The sequence below is a fragment of the Pantoea leporis genome (genome assembly GCF_028048155.1).
Taxonomy (GTDB): domain Bacteria; phylum Pseudomonadota; class Gammaproteobacteria; order Enterobacterales; family Enterobacteriaceae; genus Pantoea; species Pantoea leporis.
The window spans coordinates 1-3,298 of record NZ_JALMEU010000018.1 but is presented as its reverse complement, the minus strand read 5'-3'; the positions used below and the strand labels follow the sequence as shown (position 1 = coordinate 3,298).

General features: G+C 49.5%; 2 protein-coding genes and 2 pseudogenes. All 4 read right to left on the bottom strand.

Annotated features, from left to right (window positions below):
- Positions 1 to 410, bottom strand: a pseudogene (locus MWH02_RS22965) (phage baseplate assembly protein V); the annotation flags it as partial.
- A gap of 65 nt (positions 411 to 475) precedes the next feature.
- Positions 476 to 1,690, bottom strand: coding sequence for a DUF3396 domain-containing protein (locus MWH02_RS22960; protein ID WP_271461514.1), 1,215 nt, complete (start codon positions 1,688 to 1,690; stop codon positions 476 to 478).
- A gap of 12 nt (positions 1,691 to 1,702) precedes the next feature.
- Positions 1,703 to 2,995 (bottom strand): VRR-NUC domain-containing protein, encoded by a 1,293-nt coding sequence (locus MWH02_RS22955; protein WP_271461513.1) that lies wholly within the window; start codon positions 2,993 to 2,995, stop codon positions 1,703 to 1,705.
- Positions 2,995 to 3,298, bottom strand: a pseudogene (locus MWH02_RS22950) (type VI secretion system tip protein VgrG); the annotation flags it as partial. The gene MWH02_RS22955 and the pseudogene MWH02_RS22950, both read right to left, overlap by 1 nt.

Below are 3,298 nucleotides of genomic sequence, written 5' to 3'. Positions count from 1 at the left end.
TATGTTCTTTGCCACGTTTGTCTTTCCATGCGCAGTTCATTTCCGGCGGGAGTGCGCAGAGTGTTCTGGCTGCGGTTGTCGCGGCTGACGATGTCGGGATGTTCTGAGTCGTGGAAGGCGTGCGCGATGTACGGGCGGTCCGGGTCGCCGCCGTCAAAGGCGATACCGACTTCGGTGCCCTGAATCAGCGGCGCGTGAAAACCGTAATCTCTGCCGGTGTAGGGTTTTGCCAGCCGCACCCACAGGTAGCTGTAGCCGGATTCGCTGAACAGGCGGTCAACGTCGAGCTTCACCCGGCAGCGGCCCAGCTCGTCGAGATGGGCATAGATATCATCAGCGTTGCGGCTTTCAATGCGCGCCGGATGCGTGCCGACAATCTCCGGGCGCGGCACAGCCGCCGGGCGGAAGCAAAACATCACTCCAGGAGGCTACGCTGCACCCGATTTTGCTGAGCAGTACAGGATTGAAAATTTAATCACTCAGACAATAAAAACACGCTACCATTGTCATCTCGTTTTAATAGCGACCAGCAAGCGTGGTGTTTAACGCCATAAATATCTTCAAACTCTGGCAATCTTTGCCCCTGTAAAATCTGGATATATTGCGTTGTTCCGTCTACGGTTGCGGCCCATTGCCCGGAATGAATGGCGACCTGATCGCTCCAGACAGTAATACGAACTAGCTCAGATGAAGAATTATCTTTTTCGTCGTCAAGTAAGGCACTGGCTTCATCAAAACGTTCATACCACTTTTTTGTTGATTCTTCTTCAAACTGAAGGTTTTCATATTCGGAATAGAAATGCAGTGAACGTGTAATATTTAAGCGAACAGGCTTAACGATTTGGTTCACTTTGACTAGCAGCGGAGGAAGCTCTTCAGTTTTAACTTCGCCAAGCGCAGGTGGAAGTTCTCCAGCTTTAAGAATAATACCATTACTGTATGGTAGAACTTTAATTTCTGGAGTATTTGAAAGGCGATGCTCAACGCGTTGTTGACCACCAAGTTCATTTAGCCACGGGTTACCAATAATGGTATACCAGCAGGCACCTTTTAATCCCAGAACTGCCGCGCCGCCTTCCAGCGTACCGAGCGAGTCGACTATAACCCCAGGAAAACGTTGTGATAGTGCATATTCATAAGGAAACATGCGTTCAAACGCATATGGCAGAATAAAGGAAAGCCCTGCATAGCCACTTTCAACATTAAAAGTATCGCACAGCCATTTTATCCATGATTCATAGCGTTGCTTACCCCCAGATTCTTTCAGTAGAGAAAATGGAAAGCAGAGCTTGATGACAGAGCGATTATCCTCATTATTAAATATTCTTTTGCCCATGATAAGAATTTCATAATCTGGAGAATGGTAATCTGTTTCCTCCCCCCCCAAATACCACGAGAATATTTCTTCTGAAGACAGCTCTATAATTTTTTGACGTTTTTTTTGATAGTTTTTTTCTGTTATACTCACCCATTTTGGTGCTAGTGTTTTTTTTAAATAGGGTTTAAATTGGTCGTAAAAACGATCTACACATTCAACCATCTTGCGACGTACTTCAGGCAGATGGCCGTCCTTGAAAAATACGGTAATAATTATACCAAGATTCACTGCTTGGCTACCATCTTTATATTTTACTGATGCCTCGGGTAGCCATTTTTCAATATAATCCAGCTCGTAATCCTGTAATTTCATACCTGCTCCTGTTTAACCGGCTACTGCTGTAGCAGTCACTGCGCCAGCACCGAGAATGGTGGAAAGGGTGCCCCACGCGCTAATTGCCAGGCGAATGATTATTAAAAATGCGCCAATCAGCGCTTCCGGGATGCCCAGTGTAACAACCAATGCGCCCACTCCAACCACAACCAGAATCACACCAACCGTCTTTGCCACATCGGTCAGCACCTGCACCCAGTTAACACGCCTGAGCATCTCCAGTGACATATCGGTGGCGCGTTGAATGCTGTGCCATGCGGCACGCAGTTGTTCATCACTCCAGGATGCGGCACTTCTTCCGGTTTTGCTTGCCCAGCGCCAGGCTTGTTGCCCCTGTGTATACACCCATTCGCCGCTGTCATTCAGCCAGCCTGACGCCGACTGCAACTTTTGCTGCATCTCAGTCGATAACGCATTCCAGCCAGAAGAGAGATTATTGATAACGCCTTCGCTGAGGTCAGCAACCGATTTGCCCGCATGTGTCCATGGCTGGATTTTAGCGGGTGAAGGAGACGTTGGCGGACGTGGTATGAAAATAGGTGGATAAATCGCCAGCGGCCAGTATTTTTCTCCGCTTGTTTTCCAGGCTTGCATCGTGACGTTGACTACCTGATCACTCCACTTATGTTCTTCGGGTCGGCAATCATAGATTTCCAAAATTGTCATGCGTCTTTCTTGGCCGGTTCCACCAACGATAAGCATATATTCTTCGTATTGTTCACGATCAAGTTTATCCCCCGGAAACTTCACCTCTATCAGTCGCTCAAGATTATCCGCATGCATCACACCTTCCGTATCCGTTCCCGCCAGTCCCGGCCAGCGATCCTGCTTATTCTTAACAATGATCACGTCCGGGCGGCGATAGATCCCCTTACCTGGTACCGGGAATGGATTGGTGGTGTGACGCCGCTCCGCACCGTCAGCCAGCAGTGAACTGCTGAGAAACGGGCGCGGCGGCGTGGTGCGCATATCAAACGGCACTTCAGCTTTGTACCACCAGCGATAGTTCGCCGCGATCTCATCCACGCGGATCAGTCCGCTCATCATCACCTGCTTCAGGCTCATCTGGTAGCTCGAGCCATTGCGCCGGATTTGTGCCGTCAGGCGTGGAAAACGCATAGCATATTCCACTTTAATATGCAGATATTGTCGGCTGGAAGAAGTAGGCAGCTTTGATTGCTTCTCCACCATTTCAATGCCGGTGGTGGTGCATTCCCAAGGCTGATTGCTTTGGCTGCCGGGGAGGTCCAGCCCCGGTGAATTGGGTAAATCGGGCAGTTCCATTATTTGCTCTCCCTGTATTCAGTTTCGAAGGATTCCTCACTGACATCACCGATAAACCAGAGTGGTTCCTGAAGCTGTGGCTTTTTCTGGAGGATATGCAATTCAGCCTCTTCCTCCGCCCGGGTATAAATTGGCAGCGTAAATCCCTGCTCATCGCTGAAACCAGTTGCGACCTGGCCGGAAGGTGTGGTGATGCGCCATGGTGTTCCGGTCAGTATTTTTCCCTGCTCATCAGTCAGCAGATAAATTGCCGAATAGGTGTGAGCCGTCCCCATACGCGGTAAGGACACTTCCATCTCCCGC